General features: G+C 71.1%; 22 protein-coding genes. 9 read left to right on the top strand and 13 right to left on the bottom strand.

Annotation, left to right across the window (positions count from 1 at the left end):
* The first annotated feature begins 148 nt into the window (after positions 1–148).
* A complete protein-coding gene (locus G5B46_RS05195; protein ID WP_165256780.1) occupies positions 149–3,097 on the top strand; it encodes a hypothetical protein in 2,949 nt (982 codons plus the stop codon).
* 83 nt (positions 3,098–3,180) lie between these two features.
* On the top strand, positions 3,181–3,690 hold the full coding sequence (locus G5B46_RS05190; RefSeq protein ID WP_165256778.1) for a GNAT family acetyltransferase: 510 nt from the start codon (positions 3,181–3,183) through the stop codon (positions 3,688–3,690).
* 30 nt (positions 3,691–3,720) lie between these two features.
* Here the strand turns inward: G5B46_RS05190 and katG are convergent, their stop codons facing one another.
* Both katG and G5B46_RS05180 read right to left on the bottom strand, forming a co-directional pair.
* Complete coding sequence (katG, locus tag G5B46_RS05185; RefSeq protein ID WP_165256777.1) at positions 3,721–5,895, bottom strand: catalase/peroxidase HPI; 2,175 nt, start codon at positions 5,893–5,895, stop codon at positions 3,721–3,723.
* A gap of 179 nt (positions 5,896–6,074) precedes the next feature.
* Positions 6,075–6,980 carry a LysR substrate-binding domain-containing protein gene (locus tag G5B46_RS05180; RefSeq protein ID WP_165256776.1) on the bottom strand — a complete coding sequence of 302 codons (906 nt, stop codon included), beginning with the start codon at positions 6,978–6,980 and terminating at the stop codon, positions 6,075–6,077.
* Between the two features lie 162 nt (positions 6,981–7,142).
* Between G5B46_RS05180 and G5B46_RS05175 the strand changes: the two genes are divergently transcribed.
* The 3 genes from G5B46_RS05175 (at position 7,143) to G5B46_RS05165 (ending at position 8,699) form a co-directional block, all read left to right on the top strand.
* Positions 7,143–7,568, top strand: a complete 426-nt coding sequence (locus G5B46_RS05175) for a transcriptional repressor (RefSeq protein ID WP_165256774.1) — start codon at positions 7,143–7,145, stop codon at positions 7,566–7,568.
* 87 nt (positions 7,569–7,655) lie between these two features.
* A complete protein-coding gene (locus tag G5B46_RS05170; RefSeq protein ID WP_165256773.1) occupies positions 7,656–8,018 on the top strand; it encodes a response regulator in 363 nt (120 codons plus the stop codon).
* A 30-nt stretch (positions 8,019–8,048) separates the two neighbouring features.
* Complete coding sequence (locus G5B46_RS05165) at positions 8,049–8,699, top strand: response regulator (RefSeq protein WP_205691501.1); 651 nt, start codon at positions 8,049–8,051, stop codon at positions 8,697–8,699.
* Positions 8,700–8,969: 270 nt separating this feature from the next.
* On the opposite strand, the gene G5B46_RS05160 is transcribed toward G5B46_RS05165, so the two are convergent.
* The 6 genes from G5B46_RS05160 to G5B46_RS05135 form a co-directional block, all read right to left on the bottom strand.
* Positions 8,970–10,058, bottom strand: a complete 1,089-nt coding sequence (locus tag G5B46_RS05160; RefSeq protein ID WP_165256770.1) for an alpha/beta hydrolase — start codon at positions 10,056–10,058, stop codon at positions 8,970–8,972.
* A gap of 38 nt (positions 10,059–10,096) precedes the next feature.
* Positions 10,097–11,284, bottom strand: a complete 1,188-nt coding sequence (locus tag G5B46_RS05155; protein WP_165256768.1) for an MFS transporter — start codon at positions 11,282–11,284, stop codon at positions 10,097–10,099.
* A 131-nt stretch (positions 11,285–11,415) separates the two neighbouring features.
* Positions 11,416–12,324 (bottom strand): LysR family transcriptional regulator, encoded by a 909-nt coding sequence (locus G5B46_RS05150; protein ID WP_165256767.1) that lies wholly within the window; start codon positions 12,322–12,324, stop codon positions 11,416–11,418.
* A gap of 25 nt (positions 12,325–12,349) precedes the next feature.
* On the bottom strand, positions 12,350–13,045 hold the full coding sequence (locus G5B46_RS05145; protein WP_165256765.1) for a RibD family protein: 696 nt from the start codon (positions 13,043–13,045) through the stop codon (positions 12,350–12,352).
* Between the two features lie 3 nt (positions 13,046–13,048).
* Entirely contained in the window at positions 13,049–13,459 is a 411-nt protein-coding gene (locus G5B46_RS05140; RefSeq protein ID WP_165256764.1) for a cupin domain-containing protein, read from the bottom strand.
* Positions 13,460–13,682: 223 nt separating this feature from the next.
* Complete coding sequence (locus G5B46_RS05135; RefSeq protein ID WP_165256762.1) at positions 13,683–15,593, bottom strand: ATP-binding protein; 1,911 nt, start codon at positions 15,591–15,593, stop codon at positions 13,683–13,685.
* A gap of 160 nt (positions 15,594–15,753) precedes the next feature.
* On the opposite strand from G5B46_RS05135, the gene G5B46_RS05130 reads away from it, so the two are divergent.
* The 4 genes from G5B46_RS05130 (at position 15,754) to G5B46_RS05115 (ending at position 18,958) form a co-directional block, all read left to right on the top strand.
* Positions 15,754–16,341 (top strand): AraC family transcriptional regulator, encoded by a 588-nt coding sequence (locus G5B46_RS05130; protein ID WP_165256761.1) that lies wholly within the window; start codon positions 15,754–15,756, stop codon positions 16,339–16,341.
* A 122-nt stretch (positions 16,342–16,463) separates the two neighbouring features.
* Positions 16,464–16,985, top strand: coding sequence for a DNA starvation/stationary phase protection protein (locus G5B46_RS05125; protein WP_165256759.1), 522 nt, complete (start codon positions 16,464–16,466; stop codon positions 16,983–16,985).
* Between the two features lie 124 nt (positions 16,986–17,109).
* Positions 17,110–17,256, top strand: a complete 147-nt coding sequence (locus G5B46_RS05120) for a hypothetical protein (protein WP_165256757.1) — start codon at positions 17,110–17,112, stop codon at positions 17,254–17,256.
* 28 nt (positions 17,257–17,284) lie between these two features.
* Positions 17,285–18,958, top strand: coding sequence for an FAD-dependent oxidoreductase (locus tag G5B46_RS05115; RefSeq protein WP_205691500.1), 1,674 nt, complete (start codon positions 17,285–17,287; stop codon positions 18,956–18,958).
* 29 nt (positions 18,959–18,987) lie between these two features.
* Here the strand turns inward: G5B46_RS05115 and G5B46_RS05110 are convergent, their stop codons facing one another.
* From G5B46_RS05110 to G5B46_RS05090, 5 genes are all read right to left on the bottom strand, one after another.
* Positions 18,988–19,317, bottom strand: coding sequence for a DUF2322 family protein (locus tag G5B46_RS05110; RefSeq protein ID WP_165256755.1), 330 nt, complete (start codon positions 19,315–19,317; stop codon positions 18,988–18,990).
* Between the two features lie 284 nt (positions 19,318–19,601).
* Positions 19,602–19,910, bottom strand: a complete 309-nt coding sequence (locus G5B46_RS05105) for a UBP-type zinc finger domain-containing protein (RefSeq protein WP_165256753.1) — start codon at positions 19,908–19,910, stop codon at positions 19,602–19,604.
* Positions 19,911–20,009: 99 nt separating this feature from the next.
* Positions 20,010–20,498 carry a RidA family protein gene (locus tag G5B46_RS05100; RefSeq protein ID WP_165256751.1) on the bottom strand — a complete coding sequence of 163 codons (489 nt, stop codon included), beginning with the start codon at positions 20,496–20,498 and terminating at the stop codon, positions 20,010–20,012.
* A 179-nt stretch (positions 20,499–20,677) separates the two neighbouring features.
* The gene (locus tag G5B46_RS05095) at positions 20,678–21,076 is read right to left on the bottom strand and encodes a cytochrome c (protein WP_165256749.1); all 399 of its coding nucleotides are present in this window, start codon (positions 21,074–21,076) and stop codon (positions 20,678–20,680) included.
* A 29-nt stretch (positions 21,077–21,105) separates the two neighbouring features.
* A complete protein-coding gene (locus tag G5B46_RS05090) occupies positions 21,106–22,710 on the bottom strand; it encodes a flavin monoamine oxidase family protein (RefSeq protein ID WP_165256747.1) in 1,605 nt (534 codons plus the stop codon).
* Positions 22,711–22,913: the final 203 nt, after the last annotated feature.

Genomic DNA, 22,913 nt, shown 5'->3' with positions numbered 1-22,913 from the left:
TGCATTTCTGTAAATACACGCAATGGTTGCGATAGGCGTCGTCCTGAGATATGGTCGCGCCCGTCATCCCAGACCTGCAGATGTCAGCTGGGCGCGTTTCCCAACAGCACCAATCTTGCCTGGACTTCAGCCGGAAAGGTTGTTCCGCATGACACGGGCTTATGATCCGAATTTCGGCGCCAATATCACGATCGATCCAAGGGATCAGATCCGCGGCGTCAGCTATGTCGACGAATATCCCGCGGCGGAAAAGCTGCGAGGACGCGAGGCGGCCGCGACGCACCTGCGCGAGCTGGCCCCGAACCTGGGGATCGGCGCGGAGACCCTGCGCGGCATGGACCAGCCGGTGGGCTATCACGACCCGCGCGACCAGAAGGCCGAGTACCGGTTCGGCGACGAGAAGGCGAACTTCGACACCACGACCTATGGCTGGCGGCAGACCTATCTGAACGTGCCGGTCTGGGGCGCGGGACTGACGGCCACGCTCAAGCACGGGCCCGCGCGGGTGCTGGCGGCGACAAACACCAGCGAGGGCGACATCGACGCCAAGCTGCCGTCGGCCAAGGCCATCGAGCGCTTCCGGGAGCTGTTCCGCACCGGCGAGAAGGTCGATCCCGAGCTCCTCGCGCCGGCCAAGACGGCCGAGGAGGCCAAGGCCAGGCAGGCCAAGGCGGCCGAACCCATCGGCCTGGCCGAGGTGCTGGGCGCCGAGGCCAAGGGCGCGACCACCGGCAAGACCGCGGCGAAGCTGATCCGGGGCCGGTTCTACGTCCATCGCTACGACCCCAGGACCCGTCTGGACGATTTCCCGCAGGAGCACGACCACACCAACGGCGAGATCCCCCGGCTGACGGCGGCCGGCGCGCACGTCGACGCGCACCCGACCCTGCCCCTGCCCGAGGTTCCCACCTCCATCCGGCCGGGGCACTGGTACCTGGTGGCGGAACTGATCCTCCGCGCGCCCTGGAACGGCCAGCTGATCAACTGGCGGGCGCTGGTCGAGGTCGAGACCGGCGCGGTTCTCTACCTTCGGGGCCTGACCTCGAACGTCAACGGGCTGGTGTTCGATCGCGACCCGATCACCACCTCGGGCAACGCCGCCAACGGCCCCTCGGCCAACAACGCCACGCTGAGCGCGGCCGCGCTGCGAACCAGCGTGACCCTGCCTGGCCTGACCGCGCCGGGACCGGGCCTGGAGCAGGCGCTGAGCGGCAACTTCGTGCGGATCTCCGACTTCGAGCAGGCGACCGTCGCGCCCCCGACCCGGCCCGTCGGCAGCAATTTCGACTACGACTCGCGCACCAACAACTTCGCGGCGGTCAACGCCTACTATCACTGCGACCGGTTCTTCAGGCTCTGCGAGGACCTGGGCTTCACGATCAGCAGCTATTTCGGCGGCACGACCTTTCCGATCCCGGTCGATCACCGCGGACGCTACGGAACGACCGACGGCATCGAGCGCAACGCCTCGTGCAGCGGCGATGGCGACGGGATCGCCAGCGTCGATTTCGAGCTGGCCGACATGGGCGACCTGGCCAATCCGATCGGCATCGCCGCCGACTGGCGCGTGGTGCTGCACGAGCTGGGCGGCCACGGCATTCTCTATGACCACGTGAACACCGCCAATTTCGGCTTCGCGCACAGTGCCGGCGACAGCCTGGCGGTGATCCTCAACGACCCCGAGACGGCGGCCACCGACCGGTTCGAGTCGTATCCGTGGGTCAGTTTCATCGGCCGGCGTCACGACCGAACCGTCGCGGCGGGCTGGGGATGGGGCGGGGCCAGCGACATCGGCGGCTATGCGAGCGAGCAGATCCTGGCGACCAGCCATTTTCGGGCCTATCGCTCGATCGGCGGCGACTCCCCCGACCTGGGCCGTCGCAAGTTCGCGGCCCGCTGCATGGCCTATCTGATCCTGCGCGCGGTCGGAACGCTGACCCCGGCCAGCAACCCGGCCTCGGCCGCGCTGTTCCTGGACGCCCTGCTGGCCGCCGACGCCGGCGACTGGACGTCCGAGGGGCTGTACGGCGGGGCCTACGGCAAGGTGCTGACCTGGGCGTTCGAGAAGCAGAACCTGAACGGCGGCGCCCCGCCGGCCGTCGACGTCTATATCGACGACGGCCGCAGCGGCGAGTACCTGCCCTATCTGCCGGTGCACTGGGCGACGACCACGATCTGGAACCGGCGCAGCGCGGACGGCCTGGCCGGGCACCAGGAGCCGGCGCTGGACGAGACCAACTACGCCTATGTGAAGGTCCGCAATCGCGGGACCTCGCCGGCCAGCAACGTCGTGGTCAAGGCCTACCACTGCAAGCCCTCGGCCGGCGTGCTGTGGCCCAACGACCTGCAGCCGATGACGACGCCGCAGCTGGCGGTAGGCTCGCTGGCGGCCAACGACACCGAGGAGAAGATCGTCGGCCCGTTCTCCTGGACGCCGGTGACCAACACCTGGGGCCACGACTGCATGCTGATGATCGTCTCGGCGACGGGGGATCCCAGCAATGTCGACAAGTTCACGGCCGGCGAGGTCGTGCAGGACTGGCGGCTGGTGCCCAACGACAACAACGTCGCCCAGCGCAACGTCACCCTGGTGCCGGGCGGCGGCGGCGTGCGCGGCCTGATGGCGGGCTTGCACGGCAAGGGCTTCTGGGTGGGCAACCCGCAGAGGGTCTCGGCCCTGGTCGAGGTCTCGGTGTCGCTGCCGCCGCTGCTGGCGCGGCGCGGATGGCGGGTCGAGGTCAAGGGCCTGCCGGCCGAAGGCGCGCGGCTGAAGCCCGGAGAGCAGCGCGCGGTGACCTTCGACGTCCAGGCCGGAACCGCCTTCACGGCCTCCGACGCGGCCGAGGCGGGCGAGCGCGACATCGTCGTGACGGCCAAGGCCGGCGGCGAGGTCATAGGCGGCATGGTCTACAAGATCGACCCCGACATCGAGACGCCGTTCAACGAGGGCAAGGGCGAGCGCAAGTCCGACGCCTGCGTCGAGCAGGCCGCGCGGCTGCTCGACTGCCTGGACCTGCCCGGCGAGGACCTCAAGAGCGTGAAGGTGCGCCGCATCACCATCGACCTGGAGATGAAGGACAAGGGCGGCTGCTGCTGACCGGCGGGGCGAACCGGACGCCTCGGCGGACGTTGAAGCCCCGCGACCGGCCCCGCTTGGGCCGGGCCTTCCGGGAGCCAGCCGTGAACTATGTGACCCGCGCCATCTTCGCCGGCGCCAGCCTGCTGCTGGCGCTGGCGGCCATGAGCCTGATCGCCCTGGGGATCAACGAGGCGCTGGCCAGCCTGCGCAATCCCGATCAATCCAGCGCCGAGGCGGTGCTCGACGTGCTGGGCTACATCATCGTGGCCATCGCCGTGTTCGACGTGGCCAAGTACCTGTTCGAGGACGAGGTGCGGCGCGGCGAGGAGAAACGCAGCGCCGCCGAGGCCAGGCGCAGCCTGACCAAGTTCCTGTCGACCATCGTCATCGCCCTGTTCCTGGAGGCGCTGGTGGTGGTGTTCAAGACCGCCCGCGGCGACGTCGCCCAGCTGGTCTATCCGACCCTGCTGCTGGTCGCGGCCGTGCTGGTGCTGGTGGGCCTGGGCGCCTATCAGCGGTTCTCGGCCGCCGTCGAGGAGAAGGTCGGCGAAGACGACGACGCCGAGGCCCAGAAAGAGAAAAGCCGCCGACGCCGAAGCGCCGGCGGCTGACGGCGGGGCGCTCGGCCCTCGCCCGGTCGGTTACCTCAAGTCGAGCCGGTCGGCGTTCATGACCTTGTTCCAGGCGGTCACGAAGTCGGTGACGAACTTGTCCTGGGCGTCGGCCGAGCCGTAGACCTCGGCCAGGGCCCGAAGCTCGGCGTGGGAGCCGAAGATCAGGTCGACGCGGGTGGCCGTCCAGCGCGCGTCGCCGCCGGCCCGGGGCGACCCGGCGAAGGCGTTGACCGCCGTCGGGTTCCAGGTCGTGCCCATGTCGAGCAGGTTGACGAAGAAGTCGTTGGTCAGCACGCCCGGATGCTCGGTGAACACCCCGGCCTTGGAGCCGCCGGCGTTGGCGCCCAGCACCCGCAGGCCGCCGACCAGGACGGTCAGCTCGGGGCCGGACAGCCGCAGCAGCTGGGCGCGGTCGATCAGGGCCTCCTCGGGGGCCATGAACTGGGTCCCCTCGCGGCGATAGTTGCGGAAGCCGTCCGACAGCGGCTCCAGAGGCGCGAAGGAGTCGGCGTCGGTCTCCTCGGCCGAGGCGTCGGCGCGGCCCGGCGCGAAGGGCACCGAGATGCGCGAGCCGGCCGCCTTGGCGGCCTCCTCGACGGCCGTCGCGCCGCCCAGCACGATCAGGTCGGCCAGCGAGATCTTCTTGTCGCCCAAGGCGTCGAACTTGGCCTTGATGCCCTCCAGCACGCCCAGCACCTTGGCCAGGGTGGGCGGGTCGTTGACCTCCCAGTCCTTCTGCGGGGCCAGGCGGATGCGGGCGCCGTTGGCGCCGCCGCGCTTGTCGGAACCCCGGTAGGTCGAGGCCGAGGCCCAGGCGACCGAGACGAGCTCGGAGATCGACAGGTCCGAGGCCAGGATCTGGCGCTTCAGCTCGGCGACATCGGCGCCGTCGACCAGCGGGTGGTCGACCTCGGGGATCGGATCCTGCCAGATCAGGGTCTCTTCGGGCACCAGCGGGCCGAGGTAGCGCTGCTTGGGGCCCATGTCGCGGTGGGTCAGCTTGAACCAGGCGCGGGCGAAGGCGTCGGCGAACTGGTCGGGGTTTTCCAGGAACCGGCGCGAGACCTTTTCGTATTCCGGGTCGAAGCGCAGCGCCAGGTCGGTGGTCAGCATCCGCGGCACGTGCGTCTTGGACGCGTCATAGGCGTCGGGGATGTCGGCCGGGGCGTCCTTGGCGCGCCACTGCTTGGCGCCGGCGGGGCTTTCATGCAGCTCCCACTCGTACTTGAAGAGGTTCTCGAAGAAGTGGTTGCTCCACTTGGTCGGGGTCTGGGTCCAGATCACTTCCGGGCCGCCGGTGATGGCGTCGGCGCCGATCCCCGTGCCGTGCTTGCTGGTCCAGCCCAGGCCCTGGGCCTCGATCTCGCCGCCCTCGGGCTCGACGCCGACGAAGGACGGGTCGCCCGCGCCGTGGGTCTTGCCGAAGCTGTGGCCGCCGGCGATCAGGGCGACGGTCTCCTCGTCGTTCATGGCCATGCGGGCGAAGGTGTCGCGGATGTCGCGCGCGGCGGCCTTGGGATCGGGATTGCCGTTGGGGCCTTCGGGATTGACGTAGATCAGGCCCATCTGCACCGCGCCCAGGGCCGGGTGCAGCTGCCGCTCGCCGCTGTAGCGCTCGTCGCCGAGCCAGCTGCCCTCGGGGCCCCAGTAGAGCTCCTCGGGCTCCCACTGGTCGGCGCGGCCGCCGCCGAAGCCGAAGGTCTTGAAGCCCATCGACTCCAGGGCGACGTTGCCCACCAGCACGTAGAGGTCGGCCCAGGAGAGCTTGGCGCCGTACTTCTGCTTGATCGGCCACAGCAGGCGGCGGGCCTTGTCGAGATTGGCGTTGTCGGGCCAGCTGTTGAGCGGGGCGAAGCGCTGCTGGCCGCCGCCCGCGCCGCCGCGGCCGTCGCTGGTGCGGTAGGTGCCGGCGCTGTGCCAGGCCAGGCGGATGAACAGGCCGCCATAGTGGCCGAAGTCGGCTGGCCACCAGTCCTGGCTGTCGGTCATCAGGGCGTGGAGGTCGGCGATCACCGCATTGAGGTCGAGGCTGTTGAAGGCCTGCGCGTAGTCGAAGGACGCGCCGAGCGGATTGGAGCGCGGATCGTGCTGGTTTAGGCTTTCGAGGCTCAGGTGCTGGGGCCACCAGTCGCGGTTCGCTCGTCCGCGGCCATGGCCCACCGGGCACTGGCCCTGCGCTTTAGGATCGACGTTTCCATCCATTGTCGGCTTCCTCCGGTTGGCTTGTTGCGTTCGCCATTTCCCCCGTCGGGCCTAGTCAACGCGCCCTTTCCGCCATTGGTACAATTGATTGTTCCTATCGCTTCGATAGACGCAGCCAACCCCGGGCGATCAGGACGCGAGATTTCCGTCCGTCCCCGTCCTTGCTCGCGCGGGCCGGGCTAGGCGGCGCTCGCGGCCGTGCTCTCGGTGTAGCCCCGCAGGCGCCGGGCGATGATCTCGCCGACGGCCTCGGCGGCGGGGCGCTGGGGATAGTGGGCGCGCCAGACGATGCGGATGGTGCGGCCGGTCCAGGTGGACAGGGGGCGCAGCACGATGCCGGCGTCCTGGGCCGCGCCGGCCGCCAGGCCCGGGATCAGGGTGGTGCCGTAGCCGGCGGCGACCATGTTGAGCAGGGTCGGCAGGCTGGAGGCCCGCAGGGCCGCGCCGAGCGCGGTGGTTTGGCCGCAGGCCTCCAGGGCCTGGTCGCGCAGGCAGTGGCCGTCGGACAGCACGAGGATGTCGCGGGCGAGGTCGGTCTCGGCCACCGCCTCGCGCGCGGCCAGCGGATGCTCGGGCGGCAGGGCGGCCAGGAACGGCTCGGCGAACAGCGGCACGCCCACGAGATCGGGCGCGGTCTCGTCGGTGGCCAGCAGCACGGCGTCCAGTTCGTGGGCGCGCAGGCGCTCCAGCAGGGCGGCGGTCTGGTCCTCCCACGGCTCCAGGTCCAGCGACGGCAGGGCCTCGCGCAGCGGGCCGAAGATCAGCGGCAGCAGGTAGGGGGCGAGGGTGGGGATGATCCCCAGGCGAAAGCGGCCGGCCAGCGGGTCGCGCAGGCTGCGGGCGGTGGCCAGCACGCCCTCGGCCGCGGTCACCGCCGCGCGGGCGTGGGCGAGCAGCTGGCGGCAGGCGACGGTCGGCGTCGCGGTCTTGCCGCCGCGCTCGAACAGGACGACCCCCAGCACGTCCTCCAGCTTGCGGATCTGCACCGACAGGGTGGGCTGGCTGACGCCGCAGGCGCGGGCGGCGCGGCCGAAGTGCTCGTGCTCGGCCACGGCCAGCAGGTAGCGGAGGTCTCGCAGGTTCATGCCGCGCTCACCGATCGTGATAGGGACTGCCTATCGATATCATTGATCTTTGGCGCTTCATTTCAAGAGTGGCCTGGGCGAAGCTCGCGCGGAACGGACGCGGGAACAGGTCGCGACGCTGCAACGATCGCGATCGTCCTCGCCCCCGGGAGGACGCCTTCGATGCCTCATGCCGTGGACGCCGTCCTGCAGGACGAGCTGCGTCGCGCGGGCCTGCCTTTTCGCGGGCCGACCGCGCGCCTGCTGGCGCTGCTGCGCGACTCCGAGGAGACGCACCTGACGGCGCACGAGATCGCCGAGCTGGCGGCGCAGGAAGGCCTGGCCATGTCGCCGGCCGAGATCGCCCGCCAGGTCGAGGCCTTCGCCGACCATGGCCTGGTCGGACGCCTGCCGACCACCACGGCCGAGCCGGTGTTCGACACCCAGCCCGAGCCGCACTTCCACCTGATCTACGAGGAGACCGCGCGGATCGTCGACCTGCACGTCTCGCCCGAGACCCTGCTGGCGATGCTGCGCGACGCCCTGGCCAGGCGGCCGGGCGGGGTGGAGGTGGTGGTGGTCATGCGCCGCGACGCCGGCGGGGGATAAACCAGCGTATGGGTGTCGGGGCGCGGGCCGGTGGTCTAATCCAGTCCCGTCAGCGTCCATGTAACGGGCGTGTTTAGAGCAAACGCCATGTCCCGTCGGCGCACCATCGCCGTCATCGACGACGACGCCCTCGTCCGTTCCGGCCTCGCGCGACTGATCCGCTCGTTCGGGCTGGAGGTCGGCGTCTTCGCCTCGGCGGCCAGTTTCCTGGCCTCGGGTCCGCGGGCCTGGGGCTGCGTGGTCACCGACATCCACATGCCCGAGATCTCGGGCCTTGATCTGCTGCGCCGCCTGCAGGTCGACCATCCGGACCTGCCGGTGGTGGTGGTCACGGCCTTTCCGGACATGCGCGACCAGGCGATGGCGGCCGGGGCGCGGGATTTTCTCGAAAAGCCCTGTGCGCCCGACCGGATCGAGGCGACCCTGAGGCGGATGCTCGACGAGGCGTGACCCGAGGGTCTGGGGAAAGGGGATATGGGGATGCCGGGCAAGGCCGAGAGCGCGATCGACGAGACGGTGCAGACCGTGCTGGTCGTCGACGACAACGAGATGTTCCGCGGCTCGATGGACAAGCTGTTCCGGTCGGTGGGGCTGCGCACGGCGCTTTACGGCTCGGCCCAGGCGCTGCTGGACGCGCCCCTGCCCGACACGCCCTGCTGCATCCTGGTGGACGTGCGCATGCCCAAGATGAGCGGCCTTGACCTGCAGGAGACGCTGGCCGCGCGCGGCGTGCGGGCCCCGGTGATCGTCATGACCGGCCACGCCGACGTGCCGATGACGGTGCGGGCGATGAAGGCCGGCGCGGTCGACTTCCTGGCCAAGCCGTTCCGCGACCAGGACATGATCGACGCCGTCACCGCCGCGCTCGCCAAGGACGGAAAGCGCCGCGAACTGGCCCGCGACGTCGCCGAGGTGAAGGCCCGCTTCGACGCCCTGACGCCGCGCGAGCAGCAGGTGATGACCCTGGTCACCGCCGGCCTGCTCAACAAGCAGGTGGCCGGCGAACTCGGCCTGCAGGAGATCACCGTCAAGCTGCACCGCGGCAGCCTGATGAAGAAGATGCGCGCGGGATCCTTCGCCGAACTGGTGCGGATGGCCGAGGCCCTGGAGCGGGAACGGGCGGGCGGCTAGCTGATCCGCGCCCGATCAGGGGCGGCAAAAGGCGTGTCATCCCGACGCGCCGCTTCGCCAGGGCCGGGATGACAGTTCTGGGGCGACCCCACAGGCGTCGCCCAGACCCCGTTCTTCCCCGCGAAGGCGGGGACCCAAGCGGGGTCTGCGGGCTGTCCGCGGCCCAGCCTGTCCCCGAAAAGGGGGCTTGGGCCCCCGCCTTCGCGGGGGCGTGCGGCGGTAAGCGGGGCAGGCCGCCTGAATGTCGATCCGGTCCAGGAGCGTGGGCGGTCAGCTGGAGGCCAGGGCCTTGGCGAAGAAGCCCTGCAGCCTGTCCCAGGGGATCAGGCCGATGCGGTCGTAGAGGTCGACGTGGCCGGCGCCGGGCACGATCACCAGGTCCTTGGGCTCGGCCGCACGCTTGTAGGCGTCCTCGCTGAACTCGCGCGAGTGGGCGACGTCGCCAGTGACGAACATCAGCGGGCGCGGCGAGATCGTCTCGATGTCGTTGAACGGATAGAAGTTCATGAACTTGCCCATGCTGCTGAGCGTGGGGTGGGTGGTCAGCAGGGGCGTCGAGCCGGCGGGCGTGAACTCGCCGCGCGGGGTGCGGTAGAAGTCGAAGAACTCGCGCTGGATCGGATCGGTCTGCGCCGTCAGCTGGTGGGTGGTGCCGCCCACATACTCGGTCTTGCCGCCCGCGTACTCGACGTCGCGCTGCTGGGCGGCCGCAGCGATCAGCGCCTTGCGCTGCTGCAGCGACTGGCCGTGACGCAGGCCGTTCCGGGCGGCCGAGCCCATGTCGTACATGCTGACCGTGGCCACGGCCTTGATGCGCGGATCGATCTTGGCGGCGCTGATCACGAAGCTGCCGCTGCCGCACACCCCGATCGCGCCGATGCGCTCGCGGTCGACGAAGGCCTGGGCGCGCAGGAAGTCGACGGCGGCGCTGAAGTCCTCGGCGTAGATCTCGGGCGCGACGGCGTTGCGCGGCCGGCCCTCGCTGGCGCCCCAGAACGACAGGTCGATCGACAGGGCCACGAAGCCGCGCTCGGCCATCTTCGTCGCATAGAGGTTGGCGCTCTGCTCCTTCACCGCCCCCATCGGGTGACCGACGACGATCGCCGGATGACGGGCGGCGCGGTCGAGGGCCGTGGGCAGGAAGAGGGCGCCGGCGACGTTCATTCCGAACTGGTTGGGGAAGGTGACGGCCTGCATGGCGACCTGGTCGCTCTTGTAGAAATTGTCGCCGTCGTCGGGCTTTGCGGCGGGCATGGCTTGGGCCTTTGCGGTTGCGAGGGGAACGGCGGCGAGGCCGAGGGCGGCCGCGCCGGCCAGCAGGTCGCGGCGATCGAGGCCGGGTTCGGGGGTCTTGGACATCGGGGAAACTCCGTGGGACGGGGAGGTAAGAGCGCGTCTCAGCGACGGGCGGCGCGAGCGCCCTGGGCGGCCAGCAAAGCCGCGCCGCAGAGCAGGGCGGCGCTGGCGGCGAAGGCGGCGCGATAGCCGCTGGCGTCGACCAGCAGGCCGCCGATCGAGGCGCCGGCGGTGATGGCCAACTGCACGACCGCCACCAGCAGGCCGCCGCCGGCCTCGGCGTCGTCGGGCAGGGTCCTGGCCAGCCAGGTCCACCAGGCGACGGGGGCTGCGGTGGCCACCAGCCCCCAGCCGGCCAGCAGCAGAGCGGTGGGCGCGGGCAGGGCGCCGAAGGCCGGCAAGGCCAGGGCGATGAGCGCCAGGACCAGCGGCGGGCCGACCAGCAGGGCGTGCAGGCCTCGCCGCAGCAGCCGGCCGATGAGCCACGTCCCCACGAGACCGGCCGCGCCGAGCGCCAGCAGGATCAAGGACAGCGACGAGACATCGACCCGGGTCACCGTCTCCAGGAACGGGCGGATGTAGGTGAACAGCGCGAACTGGCCGGCGAACAGCACGGCGACGGCGGCCATGCCCACGGCGACGCCGGGACGGCGCAGGACGCGGAAGACGCCGCCGGTTCGGGCTTCGCCTTCCGAGGGCAGGGCCGGAAGGGCCAGGTGCTGCCAGGCCAGGGTCAGCACGCCCAGCGGCACGACGGCGAAGAAGGCGCCCCGCCAGCCGATGTACTGGCCAAGAAAGCTGCCCAGGGGGGCGGCGATGGTCGTGGCCAGGGCGTTGCCGCCGTTCAGCAGGCCCAGCGCGCGCGGCGTCTCGTGCGGCGGCACGAGCCGCATCACCGTCGCGGCCGACATCGACCAGAAGCCGCCGACGACGACGCCGATCAGCGCCCGGCCGGCCATGAACACCGCGGCGTTGGGAGCCAGCGACACCATCAGGCCCGAGACGATCATCGCCACCGTCAGGCCCAGCAGCACCTGCTTGCGGTCGATGCGGCGGGTCAGGGGCGAGATGCACAGGCTGGTGACGACGGCGAACAGGCCCGATACCGCGATGGCCTGGCCGGCCTGGCCTTCGGTGACGTGCAGGTCGGCGGCGATCGGGGTCAGCAGGCTGACCGGCATGAACTCCGAGGCGATCAGGGTCGACACGCAGAGGGTCAGGGCGCCGACGGCGTTCCAGGCGGAGCGGGGCGCGCGGGCCTTGGCCGGCGCGGCGATTTCGATCGACAAGGGGGCCTCGTGGCTCTGTCCGCGACGACGGCGTCACGCGGCGTTTCGAGCTTTCGAGGTAGCGATCCGGACGGCCGGTGATGAGCCGGGTTCTACGGCATGAGGCGTTGAGCGCGGCTCAACGATCGGCTCTAGAGCCCCAGCGGCTTCAGTTCCCGGACGAGGTCGATGAACAGCCGCAGGGCCGCCGGCAACTGGCGGCGGCCGGAGTAGTAGATGAACAGGCCAGGGCCCAGCGGCGCCCAGTCGTCCAGCACGGTGACCAGGCGGCCTGCGTCGAGGTCGCTGCGGACCATCGGCTCGGCGACGTAGAACAGGCCCGCGCCCTGCCGGACCGCCTCCATGGCGACCTCGCCCTGGTCGACGGTGACGCCGCCGGTGACGTTGACCGCCACGGCCTCGTCGCCCCTCTCGAACTCCCAGCGATAGATGCTGTCGTCGCCGATGCGGATCCTGATGCAGCGATGGGCGAGCAGGTCGTCGGGGTGGGCGGGCGCGCCGTGCTGCTCGACATAGCCGGGCGAGGCGACGACCAGCCAGCGGATGTCGGCCGACAGGCGCTGGGCGATCATGTCCTCGGGCACGGTGCCGCCGTAGCGGATGCCGGCGTCGTAGCCGCCCTCGATCACGTCGATCATGCGGTTGCTGACCGAGATCTCGATCTCGACCTCGGGGTAGCGCCGCAGGAACTCCGGCAGCACGGGCGAGACCAGGTGCGCGGCCGCTTCGGTCGGCACGTTGATGCGCACGCGGCCCATCGGGGCGTCGCGGAAGCGGTTGACCACGTCCAGCCCCGCGCCGATGGCCTCGAAGGGCTCGGCGACGGCCGCCCGCAGGGCCTCGCCGGCGGCCGTCAGGGTGACGCTTCGGCTGGTGCGGTTGAGCAGGCGCACGCCCAGGCGCTCCTCCAGACCCCGCAGGGAGTGGCTGAGGGCCGAGGCGCTGACGCCCAGTTCCAGGCCAGCGCGGCGAAAGCTGCGCTGGCGGGCGATCTCGAGGAAATAGGTCAGGTCGGCGACGTCGGATCGTCGGAACTGCATCGTCGCCTCCCGGCGGCGCCGGGGGTCAGGCGGCGGTCAGAGCATAGCGCAGCCACACCGCGCCGCCCTCCAGGGTTTCGCAGGCGCTCAGCGTCATGCCGGTCAGCGGCGCGACGGCGTCGGCGTCGGCCGGCGAGGAGTCGAACACGCTGGGCGCGCCGGCCGCGCCGTCGATCACCGGCCAGACGATCAGGCTGACCTCGTCGATCAGTCCCGCCCGCAGGAAGGCCCCGTTGATCACGCCGCCGCCTTCCAGCAGCAGGCGACGGATCCCGAGCTCGCGATCCAGGATCTCCAGCGCCAGGCCAAGGTCGATCTCGCTCTCGCCGGCGAAGACGTAGGACACGCCGTCGGCCCGCAGGCCCGCCAGGCAGGCGTCCGACACCTGCCGGGTCAGCACGACCAGGATCGGGTCGCCGCCGATGTCGGCCCGGCCCCAGGCGATCTTGCCGTGGGCGTCCAGCACCACGCCCCAGGCCGCGGCCTCGCGGGTGGCGAACCAGGGCTCGCGGGGGAAGGTCTCGGTGGCGGCTTCGGGGTAGCGGTCGGCGCGGGCGAACTCCTGGCCGGTCACGCGGCCGACGATCCAGGCGTCGCCGCCGAGCCTGTCGTGCAGCGTCTCGTAGAGCGCGGGGAAGGGGCGGTCGGGCCGCCAGCGGCTGGGCAGGATGCGGCCGTCGATGCTGGCGGCCATGTGGCAGATCAGGTGGGGCTTGGGCATGGGTCAGGCCTTGGGCGGACCGGCCAGGTACTGGGCGTCGGTCACGTGCTCCATCCAGGTCACCGGCGAGCCGTTCAGCGCTTCCTGGATGGCGATGTGGGTCATCGAGGTGGTGGGCGAAGCGCCATGCCAGTGGCGGTGGCCGGGCGGGCAGACGACGACGTCGCCGGCGCGGATCTCGACGATCGGCTCACCCTCGCACTGGGTCCAGCCGCAGCCGGCGGTGACCACCAGGATCTGGCCCAGCGGATGGGTGTGCCAGGCCGTGCGGGCGCCGGGCTCGAAGGTGACGCTGGCGGCCGACACCCGGGCCGGGGCCTCGGCGGTGTGCAGCGGATCGAGGCGCACCTGGCCGGTGAACCAGTCGGCGGGGCCCTTCTGCGACGGCTGGCTGCCTGCGCGCTTGAGGATCATGGCTGTCTCCTTCGAGGACGCCCGGCGGGGCGATGTGGCCGCGAGCGTCGGCAGCAGGCTCCAGCACAGGGCGCCGAAACCAAGGGCCGACACGGTTCGCCGATCCGGCATCGCAGCGCTCCGAGCGGTGAAAACGGTCGCGCAATCTAGCAGCGGGCCGACGGGCCGATTAGCGGCGCGGCGCTCCATGGGGTGATGAGCAGGGCTCATCGATGACGGGGGCTCAGGCCTGCGCCGGCAGCCGGATCTCGATGCGCGCGCCGGTCTCGCCCGCCGCCGGCGGCAGCACGGCGATGCGGCCGTCGTGGGCGGCCACCGCCGAGCGGCAGATGGCCAGGCCCAGCCCCATGCCGCCGGGCTTGGTGGTGAAGAAGGCCTCGAAGGCGCGGTCGGCGGCGTCGGGCGGGAAGCCCGGACCGGTGTCGGCGATCTCGACGACGGCCTCGGCGCCCTCGCGGCGCGAGCGCACGTGCAGGCGGCGGGCCTCGCGCGGGACGGCGGCCATGGCCTGGACGCCGTTGAGCATCAGGTTGACCAGGGCCTGCTGCAGCACGACGCGGTCGCCCTGGACCACGGTGTCGGCCGCCTGCGGGTCGAGGAGCAGTTCGACGCCGTGCTCGGCGATCTCGCGCCGCACGAAGCCGGCCGAGGCGGCCAGCAGGCTGTCCAGCGGCAGGGCCGCGCGGTCGGCTGGGGTCTGGGCGATCAGGCCGCGGATGCCGCGCACCACCTCGGCGGCGTGGGCGGCGGCGTGGACGACGTCGGCGACGGCCTCCTTGGCCTCGTCGAGATCGGGAGTCTCGCGGTCGAGCCAGCGCTGGGCCGCGCCGGCGGCGTTGGAGATGGCGGCCAGCGGTTGGTTGACCTCATGGGCGATCGAGGCCGACAGCACCCCCAGCGTGGCCGCGCGCAGGGCGTGCTCCAGCTCGGCGCGGGCGCGATCGAGGCGCTCCTGCATCCGCCGCTGCTCGGTGAGGTCGACGATCGAGGCCTGGACGCGGTCGAGCCCCTGGGCGTCGGGCGGGAAGTTCAGCGCGACCATGACCGGGATCATCTCGCCGGTGCGGCTGCGCACGGTGGTCTCGGTCTCGAAGCGGGGCGCGCCGGTGTCGAAGGCGACCAGGAACTGGGCGAAGCTGTCGTCGGTCTCGGGCAGCAGTTCGTCCAGGCGCTGGAAGAAGCCGGCCTTGTCGGCGACGCCCATCATCTTCAGGGCGGTGGCGTTGACGTCGGTGATGCCGACCCTGGACTTGATCTCGCGCGCGACCTCGGGATGGCGGGCCAGGTGGTCGGCCAGGTCGGCGACGCCCTGGGCGCGCAGGTCGTCCAGCGCGGCCCTCACCGGGCGGAAGTCATGCTCCCAGATCGACACCGCCAGGGTGTTGAAGATGGTGCGGTAGCGGGCCTCGCTGCGGCGCAGGGCCTCGTCGGCGCGGCGCAGGTCGGAGATGTCGGTGTTGCTTTCCAGCAGGGCGCAGGCGCCGGTCTCGGCGTCGCGCTCGAGGATCCATTCGCTGAGCACCACCAGCCGGACGCCGTCCTTGCGGCGCTGGCCGATCTCGCCCTGCCAGGCGCCGTCGCGGGCCACCAGGGCGGCGATGTCCTCCGAGGGGGCGGGCAGGGCGGTCTCCAGCAGGCGGTGGGAGTCGCGGCCCAGGGCCTCGTCGCGGGTCCAGCCGTACAGGCGCTCGGCCCCGCGGTTCCAGAAAGTGATGCGGCCCTGCGCGTCGCGGATGAAGATTGCGTCGGAGGTGACGTCCAGCAGCCGGGCCTGGGCCTGGAGGATCTCGCGGGCCGCCAGGTTGCGGCCGGTCAGGAAGGCGGCCACGCCCAGCGCCGCCAGGCTGACCATAAGCCGCAGGGTGGGGGCCAGCTCCAGGTCCTCGCCGTGGGCGAAGCCGAAGCTGATCGTGGCCATGGCCGCGCAGGCCAGGGTGACCACCCAAAGCCGCCGGCCGGGCAGCTCCTCGCCGACCAGCAGCAGCACCAGCACGTAGAGCACCGCCACCGCGCTGGACAGCGGGGTGAAGGTGTCGATCACGAACACGGCCGCGGCGATCAGGGCGGCGCTGGCCAGCCGCAGGCGGCGACCGAGCGGCGAGGGGCGCGAGGCGGGAAAGGGCGAGAAGCGCATCAGGCGATTCATAGCCCAAGCCTGCCCCGGGCCGGGACCCCATACCAAGGTCTGGGGCGGGCCAACCAAGTCGATACGCCCGGTCAACGTCCGTTCGGTGTGTCGCGCGGGCAGCCCTCGCTAGGGTTGCGGTCATTCGAGGCGGCAGGAGGCCCAAGCCATGTTGCAATCCATCGACACGCAGGCGGCCACGCCGTCTTCCAACGCGCCCCAGGCGATCTGGCTGGTCGAGCAAGCCCTGGCCGCCCTCGACGCCGATCTCGGCTCGGCCCGCGAGATGCTCGACCGCCTGGCGGTGGTGCTGAGCAGCGCGGCCCGGCGCGAGGAGCGCAGCTTCCTGCCCGGCTCGCAGGCCCGCGGGGCGGGCCTGGCGCGCGGCGGACTGGCGGGCTGGCAGATCCGGGCGGTGGCGGCCCATGTCGAGGCCAATATCGGCGACACCGTCTCGGTCGGCGTGCTGGCCGCGCGCGTGGGCCTGTCGGCCAGCTATTTCTGCCGGGCCTTCAAGGTCAGCACCGACGAGACGCCGCACGCCTACATCATGCGCCGGCGGCTGGAGCACGCCCAGGCGATGATGCTGGAGACCGACGAGAGCCTGGCCCATATCGCCGCCGTCTGCGGCCTGGCCGACCAGGCCCACCTGACGCGCCTGTTCCGCCGCTACACCGGCCAGACCCCCAACGTCTGGCGGCGCGAGAACCGCCCCTGGGGCCGGGCTCTGGTCATGGGCTCGCTGCGGCGGGCCTGAGACGCGCGCACGACGGCGCCGACGTTCAAGCCGGCGCGTCTCGCGCCAAGCACCTTGGCCGCCAGCCAAGCAAGATGACTCTCAACGGCGCGGCGCTGGCCCGCCTTCGCAGGAGACGACCCATGGACATCGAAACCGCCCGCGCCCGCCGCCTGGCCCCGCTGACCACGCCGACGGGCCTGGGCGAGGCCGCGGCCAAGGACATCTCGGCCGCCCTGACCGCGCTGCTGGCCGACGTCTTCGCCCTCTACATCAAGACCAAGAACTTCCACTGGCACGTCTCTGGCCCGCACTTCCGCGACTACCACCTGATGTTCGACGAGCAGGGCGACGAGCTCTACGCCATGACCGACCCGATCGCCGAGCGGGTGCGCAAGCTGGGCGGGACCACGCTGCGCTCGATCGGCCACATCGCCCGCACCCAGCGGGTGCTCGACAACGACGCCGACTACGTGGAGCCGCAGGACATGCTGGCCGAGCTGCGCGACGACAACGGCGGCCTGGCCGCGGCCATGCGGGCCGCCCACGCCGCCTGCGACGAGCACGGCGACATCGCCACCGCCAGCCTGCTGGAGAACTGGATCGACGAGACCGAAAAGCGGGTCTGGTTCCTGTTCGAGGCCGGCCGCCGCGACCGGGCCTGACGCCCGCCGCCCTCGGGACCTCGCCGCTCTCCCCCCAGGCGAAGGTCCCACAAGGCCCCGCCCGCCGCGCCTCCCCCAGGCGGCCGGCGGGGCCGACCCCTTCGCAAGACCAAGGGCGCCCCTCGTGACCGGCCTCCAGAAACTGTGCCTCAGCGCCGCGACCGCCGCCCTGCTGGCCCTGACCGCCTTCGCCGCCGTCGCGCCCCGCGCCGCACCCGAACACGTCGTCGTTTCCGTTCAAGACATCGCCTCGCGACGTTCCGTGAACTAGGGTTCGAAGGACCGCCAGGAGGCCCGCCGTGACCGATATCATCGCGACCAAGCCGCTCGCCGCCGACGACCCCTACGCCCGCACCGCCCAGATCTTTCCCGTGCTGTCGCCCGAGATGGTGCGACGCCTCTCGGGCTACGGCGTCGAGGAGGCGATCGCGCAGGGGCAGGTGCTGTTCCGCCGTGGCGACCGGCGCGCCGACTTCTTCCTGGTGCTGGAAGGGCAGGTCGGCATCACTCGCAGCGGCGAGGAGGGCGACGACGAGATCCTCACCGTCCACGGCCCGGGCCAGTTCAGCGGCGAGCTCGACCAGATCAACGCCCGCGCCCTGCTGGTCAGCGCCCGGGCCCAGACCGACGGCCGGGTGGTGCGGGTGGCCAACAGGGACGTGCCGCGGATGATGGCGGCCGAGCCCGACATCGGCGAGATCGTCATGCGGGCCTTCATCCTGCGCCGCATGGGGTTCCTGCATCACGGCGAGGCGGGGATCGTGCTGATCGGCCGGCCCGACGATCCCGACACCCTGCGCATCGAGCGCTTCGCCGTGCGCAACGGCTATCCGCTGCGGCTGGTCGACGTGGAGAACGACGAGGCCGCCTCCGGCTGCATGGGCCGTCACGGCCTGGACGTGGCCGACCTGCCGGCGGTGGTGCTGCCCGACCGCAACCTGCTGCTCAATCCCGACACCATGGCCCTGGCCGACCGCCTGGGCATGACCGAGCGCTTCGACCCACAGGCGGTGTTCGACGTGGCGGTGGTGGGGGCCGGGCCGGCGGGCCTGTCGGCGGCGACCTACGCCGCGTCCGAGGGCCTGGCGACGGTGATCCTGGAAGGGCTGGCGCCCGGCGGCCAGGCCGGGGCCAGTTCGAAGATCGAGAACTATCTGGGCTTTCCCACCGGCATATCGGGCCAGGCCCTGGCCGGCCGCGCCCAGGTGCAGGCCCAGAAGTTCGGCGCGCGGCTGGCCGTGTCGCGGGCCGTGGTCGGGGTCGAGTGCGAAAAGCGCCCCTACCGCCTGAAGCTGGAGGACGGCCAGACCTTGCTGGCGCGGGCGGTGGTGATCGCCTCGGGCGCCCGCTACCGCAAGCTGGACGTCGAGGGCTACGGCCGCTTCGATGGCCAGGCCATCCACTACGCGGCCACGGCCATGGAGTCGGACCTCTGCCGGGGTCAGGCGGTGGTGGTGGTCGGCGGGGGCAACTCGGCCGGCCAGGCGGCGATGTTCCTGTCGCGCACCGTCGGCCACGTGCACATGCTGGTGCGCGGCGAGGGGCTGGCGGCGACGATGTCGGACTATCTGGTCCAGCGCATCGAGGGCTCGGCCCGCATCACCCTGCACCCGTTCTGCGAGGTCACCCGCCTGGAGGGCGAGCGCACCCTGAACCGGATCGGCTGGACCAACCATCGCACCGGCCAGGAGACGGTGGTCGACGCCGGGGCCCTGTTCGTGATGATCGGCGCGGCGCCCAACACCGACTGGCTGCGCGGCTGCATCGACCTGGACGAGAGCGGTTTCGTCCTGACCGGCGAGAGCGGCCGCGCGCCCGGCGCCCGATCGGCCTACGAGACCGAACGGCCGGGCGTCTACGCCGTCGGCGACGTGCGCTCGGGCTCGATCAAGCGGGTGGCGGCCGGGGTGGGCGAGGGCTCGGTGGTGGTCTCGGCGATCCACCGCGACCTGGAGGCCCTGCGGGCCGGGTAGGGACGCCGCGGCGGCGCCCCTGGTTCGGATCAGCCGGCGACCACCTCGATGGTCAGCGGCGCGCCGCCGTCGACGATGGCCAGCAGACGGTCGACGTTCGGGTGCGCGCCGGGGCGCTGGCGGGCGTCCGCCGTGTGCTCGGCGAAGACGGCCAGGCCGTGCTCGGCGGCCTTGGCGTCCAGAGCGCCGAACGCCTGCTTCAGATAGTTGTAGACGGCCAGCGAGCCCTGCTTGCCCGGCTGGTTCTCGATGCTGGCGACGACGGCGCCGGCGGGATCGACGAGGTCGATGCGGCTGATCCCCTCGATGGCCGGCAGTTGCTGAAGGTTGTCCTTGAAGGTCGCGCCAGGTTGAATCATCGCCAGCTTGTCTCGAATTGCGGAGTGAGTTGCGGGCGGGGGCTGTAGCACTCATGAGCGCGAAGGCGCTACGGCCTAGGGCCGGTACTGAATTGGCCGAGGGCAATGGGTTATCTGTTTCAATAGCTTATAGCAGTTGTCATCCCGGCCGCAGCGCAGCGGAGCGCCGGGATCTCCCACAGTTTTCGAACCTGCCGACGTGGGAGATCCCGGCTCTACGGATCGCTGACGCGCTCCTCCGGCCGGGATGACACGTTTCTTTGCACGCCAATTGAGGCCAGCCTCTACCCCTCGACCCAGCGCTTGATCGGGCGCGGGTGGGGCGTCTTGTAGGCGGTGAGGTCGAACATCACCTCGTCGACATAGCACCAGCCCCAGCCCTCGGGCGGGTCGTAGCCTTCGATGATCGGGTGCTGGGCAGCGGCGAAGTGGGCGCTGGCGTGGCGGCTGGGCGACTGGTCGCAGCAGCCGACGTGGCCGCAGGCGCGGCACAGGCGCAGGTGCACCCACCAGCCGCCGGTCTTGAGGCATTCCTCGCAGCCGTCGGCGCTGGGCGTCACGACGACGATGGTCGACAGGTGGGTGCAGCTCATCGGGTCGGCCTTCCTCGCAGCGTCCGGACGATCGGGCGATCATGCCGCCAAACCGCCCGGAGCGCTTGCGTTTCCCGGCCCTTTCTTGGCCGGCCGCGGCTACTTCTTCGGCTTGCGGGCGGCCTGGACCTCGATCTCGACCAGCATGCCGTCGGCGACCAGGGCGGTGACCTGGCTGGTGATGCGCGAGGGCTTGTTGGGCTGCTCGGCGGTGCCGAAGAAGGTCTTGTAGCCCTCCATCATGCCGGCGAAGTCCATCTTGCCGTCCTTGGCCGGGTCGCCGACCAGCAGCACGCGCATCATCACCACGTCCGACAGGCTGGCGCCCTGGCTCTTGAGCGCGTCTTCCAGGCGCTTGATGACGCCGATGGTCTGGGTCTTGGTGTCGCCGAACTTGGCCACGCCCGTGGCGTTGGCGTCGACCACCGGCGGGGTCATGCCGCTGACATAGATGGTGTCGTAGCCGGCCGGCACGGTGACGACGCTGGCGATGGCCGACTTGGGGTCGCCGCCGCGGACGATCTCCTGGGCCAGGGCGGGCGTGGCGACGGCGGCGGTCGCGACGAGGGCGAGGGCGAGGCGTTTCATGGGGCGGCTCCTTGGTTGTTCTTATGGGGCGAAAGGTCGTCTCGAAACGGAAGCCCCTTTTTCCGAGTTTCCCCGCGAAGGCGGGGATCCAAGCGGATTGGGGAACTGGTTCGGGGTTGCTTCATCCTGAAAGTCGGCTTGGGTCCCGCCTTCGCGGGGATTGGGCGGTTTTACGGGTTCTAGTGGGCCTGCAAGCCGCGGGCCTTGGCGCCGGCCTTGGACTGGGCGCGGACGCCGGAGACGTCGGCGAAGCTGACGGGCCTGCCCTTGTTGCCCCAGGCGGTGCGGACATAGTTCAGCAGGCCGGTCAGCTCGGCGTCGGACAGGTCGTCCTTGAAGGCGGGCATGCCGGCCCGGCCGTTGAGTACGACATTGGCCATGGCCTTGCCGTCGCCCTGCACCAGGGGCGAGCCGGCCAGGGCCGGGAAGGCGCCCTTGACGCCCTTGCCGGTGACCTGGTGACAGGCCGAGCAGTTGTCGGCGTAGAGGGTCTGTCCGGGCGGGGCGGCGAGGGCGGGCGAGGCGGCGCCGGCGACCAGGCCGAGGGCGGCGAGCGCCGGGAAAGCGTGGCGAAGCATCAGGTCTCCGAAGGTCTGGAAGAGGGTCGTCACGCGGCGCGGACGCGGGCGTGCAGCTTGGCGATCTGCTGCCAGGCCGACTCGATGGCCCCGGCCTGCCAGCCGCCGAGATAGCTGAGGTGCTCGCCGGCCAGGTACAGGCGGCCGTCGGGCTCGCACAGGACGGGGTAGGCGGTCTTGCGGCCTTCCTCGCCCCATTCGGCCCAGCCGCCCAGATTGTGCTCGGCCAGGTGCCAGCAGAACGAGAAGGCGTTCTCGTAGCTGTCGGCGTACTCGGGGAACACCTTCTGGCCGCCGGCCACGGCGAAGGCGGCGCGCTCGGCCGGGCTCTTGGCGCTGATGCGCGCGGCCTCGCCGCCGAACGAGTAGTAGCCCAGCAGCACGCCCTTCTGCGACTGCCAGCCGGTCGAGGGCAGGCTGATCGTGCCGATGCCGGGCATGTCGTTGTAGATGTGGCCGCCGTAGATGAAGTGGTCCTCTTCCCAGAAGCGGCGCTTCATCTGCAGGCCGATCTTGTTGACCGGCGCGTAGGCCACGCCCTCCATCGCCGCCTTGAACGGCTTGGAGGCCTGCAGCTCGACGCTGCGCAGCACGCTGAGCGGGATGGTGCAGATGCAGTAGTCGGCGACGACCTCTGCTTTCTTTCCGGCCGCGTCGCGATAGCCGATCTTCACGCCCTTGGCGTCCTGGCCGATCGTCTCGACGACGCAGGAATAGCTGATCTTGTCGGCGACCTTGCGCTCGAAGGCCTTGGCCAGCTGGTCCATGCCGCCGATCGGCTGGAGCATGGTGCGCTGCTGCTCGTAGCCGGCCACCGAGGTCAGGGTGCGCCAGGCGCCCGAATGCAGCACGTCGGCCATGCTGCGCGGGGTCGAGGGCTTGCCGGGGCCGGGCGAGACGCCGGCGCCGGGATGCACGTCGAAGCCGCGGCCGTCGGTGCCGGTATAGGCCAGGTCCGTGGCTGACAGGCGGCCCTCGTTGACCATATAGGCGATGAAGAGGTCGCGGTCCTGCGCGGTGATGGCGCTGTCCAGCCCGCCCTTGGAGGCGACCTTGGCCATCAGCTCGGCGGCGTGGCCGCGGGCGTCGGCGGCGATCTCGCCCTTGCGCACCGGCTTGCCCTTCAGCGGGCCCTCGCCCTTCTCGAAATAGACATAGGCGGCGTCGTTGTCGTTGACGAAGCTCTCCAGCGGCACGCCCAGAAGCTTGGTGTAGTGCAGGGTCGAGCGGTGGTGGTACGGGATCCGCCAGGGGCCGTGGTTGATGTAGAGGCCCTCGTCGAACTGGCAGGTCTGGTCGTTGCCCAGCAGGTCGACGTGGCGGAAGCCCTTGCGGGCGGTCTGGCAGCGGCCGCCGGCGAAGTCGCGGGCCTCCAGCACCTGCACCTCGTAGCCGTGCTTGGTCAGTTCATAGGCGGCGGTCAGGCCCGCCAGGCCCGCGCCCAGCACCACGACCTTGATCCCCTTGCCGCCGCCCTCCAGCGGGGGCGGGGCGGCCTGGGCCGAGGCGAAGCCGTAGCCCAGGGCGTCCATGCCGGCCATGGCCAGCGACACCCCGCCATAGGCCGCGAGACTCTCGAAAAACCGTCGGCGCGTCAGAACCGCGCCAGATGCCGAACTTGCTCGACCGTCCATACGCCACCCCGTGCTCTCATGCCCGCCTGCCGGATGTTTCGGCGGCGGGTCCATCTCGAAATCCCCGTCCTGGCGGGGCAATCCCTTTAAGCCGGCGAGGGCGGGCGACCGGTCGCGGAACGGCGTTGTGCCGCCCGCTTGGGCGCCGTGATCGCGGCTTGGGCGAAGTTGGGGCGCGGCGAGCGCGCCCCGTGGAATCGCCT

The organism is Caulobacter sp. 602-2, from assembly GCF_011043625.1.
In the GTDB taxonomy this organism is placed as follows: Bacteria; Pseudomonadota; Alphaproteobacteria; order Caulobacterales; family Caulobacteraceae; genus Caulobacter.
This window is presented reverse-complemented; position numbering and strand designations above follow the sequence as displayed.

Excerpts from the sequence above, each read along its gene's own strand:
- G5B46_RS05195 (WP_165256780.1), top strand. The coding sequence starts at position 149 with ATGACACGGGCTTATGATCCGAATTTCGGCGCCAATATCACGATCGAT.
- katG (WP_165256777.1), bottom strand. The coding sequence starts at position 5,895 with ATGGATGGAAACGTCGATCCTAAAGCGCAGGGCCAGTGCCCGGTGGGC.
- G5B46_RS05180 (WP_165256776.1), bottom strand. The coding sequence starts at position 6,980 with ATGAACCTGCGAGACCTCCGCTACCTGCTGGCCGTGGCCGAGCACGAG.
- G5B46_RS05175 (WP_165256774.1), top strand. The coding sequence starts at position 7,143 with ATGCCTCATGCCGTGGACGCCGTCCTGCAGGACGAGCTGCGTCGCGCG.
- G5B46_RS05170 (WP_165256773.1), top strand. The coding sequence starts at position 7,656 with ATGTCCCGTCGGCGCACCATCGCCGTCATCGACGACGACGCCCTCGTC.
- G5B46_RS05165 (WP_205691501.1), top strand. The coding sequence starts at position 8,049 with ATGCCGGGCAAGGCCGAGAGCGCGATCGACGAGACGGTGCAGACCGTG.
- G5B46_RS05160 (WP_165256770.1), bottom strand. The coding sequence starts at position 10,058 with ATGTCCAAGACCCCCGAACCCGGCCTCGATCGCCGCGACCTGCTGGCC.
- G5B46_RS05150 (WP_165256767.1), bottom strand. The coding sequence starts at position 12,324 with ATGCAGTTCCGACGATCCGACGTCGCCGACCTGACCTATTTCCTCGAG.
- G5B46_RS05145 (WP_165256765.1), bottom strand. The coding sequence starts at position 13,045 with ATGCCCAAGCCCCACCTGATCTGCCACATGGCCGCCAGCATCGACGGC.
- G5B46_RS05140 (WP_165256764.1), bottom strand. The coding sequence starts at position 13,459 with ATGATCCTCAAGCGCGCAGGCAGCCAGCCGTCGCAGAAGGGCCCCGCC.
- G5B46_RS05135 (WP_165256762.1), bottom strand. The coding sequence starts at position 15,593 with ATGCGCTTCTCGCCCTTTCCCGCCTCGCGCCCCTCGCCGCTCGGTCGC.
- G5B46_RS05130 (WP_165256761.1), top strand. The coding sequence starts at position 15,754 with ATGTTGCAATCCATCGACACGCAGGCGGCCACGCCGTCTTCCAACGCG.
- G5B46_RS05125 (WP_165256759.1), top strand. The coding sequence starts at position 16,464 with ATGGACATCGAAACCGCCCGCGCCCGCCGCCTGGCCCCGCTGACCACG.
- G5B46_RS05110 (WP_165256755.1), bottom strand. The coding sequence starts at position 19,317 with ATGATTCAACCTGGCGCGACCTTCAAGGACAACCTTCAGCAACTGCCG.
- G5B46_RS05105 (WP_165256753.1), bottom strand. The coding sequence starts at position 19,910 with ATGAGCTGCACCCACCTGTCGACCATCGTCGTCGTGACGCCCAGCGCC.
- G5B46_RS05100 (WP_165256751.1), bottom strand. The coding sequence starts at position 20,498 with ATGAAACGCCTCGCCCTCGCCCTCGTCGCGACCGCCGCCGTCGCCACG.
- G5B46_RS05095 (WP_165256749.1), bottom strand. The coding sequence starts at position 21,076 with ATGCTTCGCCACGCTTTCCCGGCGCTCGCCGCCCTCGGCCTGGTCGCC.
- G5B46_RS05090 (WP_165256747.1), bottom strand. The coding sequence starts at position 22,710 with ATGGACGGTCGAGCAAGTTCGGCATCTGGCGCGGTTCTGACGCGCCGA.